General features: G+C 63.5%; 1 protein-coding gene. It reads left to right on the top strand.

Features of this window, described 5'->3' with window-relative positions:
* The coding region (locus tag RA19_RS25090; RefSeq protein WP_152615878.1) for a molybdopterin-dependent oxidoreductase at positions 1-1,282 on the top strand (1,282 nt) is incomplete at both ends.

The following is a 1,282-nucleotide window of genomic DNA, read 5'->3' as shown; positions in this document are numbered from 1 at the left end:
AGCTGCCCCGCGCCTGACGAAACCCGCTCAACCTGCCCTTACTGCGGAACCGGCTGCGGCGTGCTGCTGCGCCCGGATGGCGCGGGCGGGCTTGACGTGCGCGGCGACCCGGAGCACCCAGCCAACCGCGGCCGGTTGTGTTCAAAAGGGCTGGCCCTGGGGGAAACCGTAGATATGGAAGGCCGCCTGCTGGCACCGCAAGTGCTGGGCCGCGAAACCGATTGGGACAGCGCCCTGGACTTGGTTGCCGCCAAGTTCCGGCAAGCGGTGGACCAGCATGGCCCGGACAGCGTCGCGTTCTACCTGTCGGGACAGATGCTGACCGAGGACTACTACGTCGCCAACAAGCTGATGAAGGGCTTTCTTGGCTCGGCCAATATCGATACCAACTCACGCCTTTGCATGGCCTCCACAGTTGCGGGCCACAAACGCGCCTTCGGCACCGACACCGTGCCCGGCACCTATGAAGATCTGGAAGACGCCGATCTGATTGTTCTCGTCGGCTCCAACCTCGCCTGGTGCCATCCAGTGCTGTATCAGCGCATATTGGCAGCTCGAGAGGCACGCGGTATCAAACTGGTTGTTATTGACCCGCGCCGCACTGCCAGTTGCGATCAGGTGGACGTGCATCTGAAGCTGCGGGCAGGCAGCGACGTAGCCCTGTTCAATCTCCTGCTGGCGGCGCTCTACGAGGGCGGCGCGCTGAATGCAGAGTATCTGCAGCATGTGGAAGGGCTCGGCGCGGCGCTGGAAGCCGCCTTTGCAGCTGAGGCATCTGCCACGGGGCTGTCCGACAACGAAATCGAAGCCTTCTGCCGTCTGTGGGCGGGCACTGAAAAGGTGGTGACCATTTTCAGCCAAGGGGTGAACCAGTCCACCTCCGGCGCTGACAAGGTAAACGCTATCCTCAACTGCCATCTGGCCACCGGCCGCATTGGAAAGCCAGGCTGCGGCCCTTTTTCGGTGACCGGCCAGCCCAACGCCATGGGCGGGCGCGAGGTTGGCGGGCTGGCCAATATGCTGGCCTGCCATATGGACCTTGAAAACACCAGTCACCGGGCTGCAGTGCAGGAGTTCTGGAACGCACCGGCAATACCGGAGCGGGCCGGCCTGAAAGCTGTCGACCTGTTCCGTGCCGCAGGCGACGGGCAGCTAAAGGCACTTTGGATCATCCACACGAACCCAGCTGCCACCATGCCGGAAGCCGATGCCGTATCCGCCGCCATCAAGGCCTGCGATTTCACCGTGGTCAGCGACATCACCGCCGCGACAGACACCGCCC

The organism is Leisingera sp. ANG-M1 (assembly GCF_000813745.1).
In the GTDB taxonomy this organism is placed as follows: Bacteria; Pseudomonadota; Alphaproteobacteria; order Rhodobacterales; family Rhodobacteraceae; genus Leisingera.
Note: the sequence above shows the minus strand (reverse complement) of the source record. Positions and strands in the feature narration are given on the sequence as shown.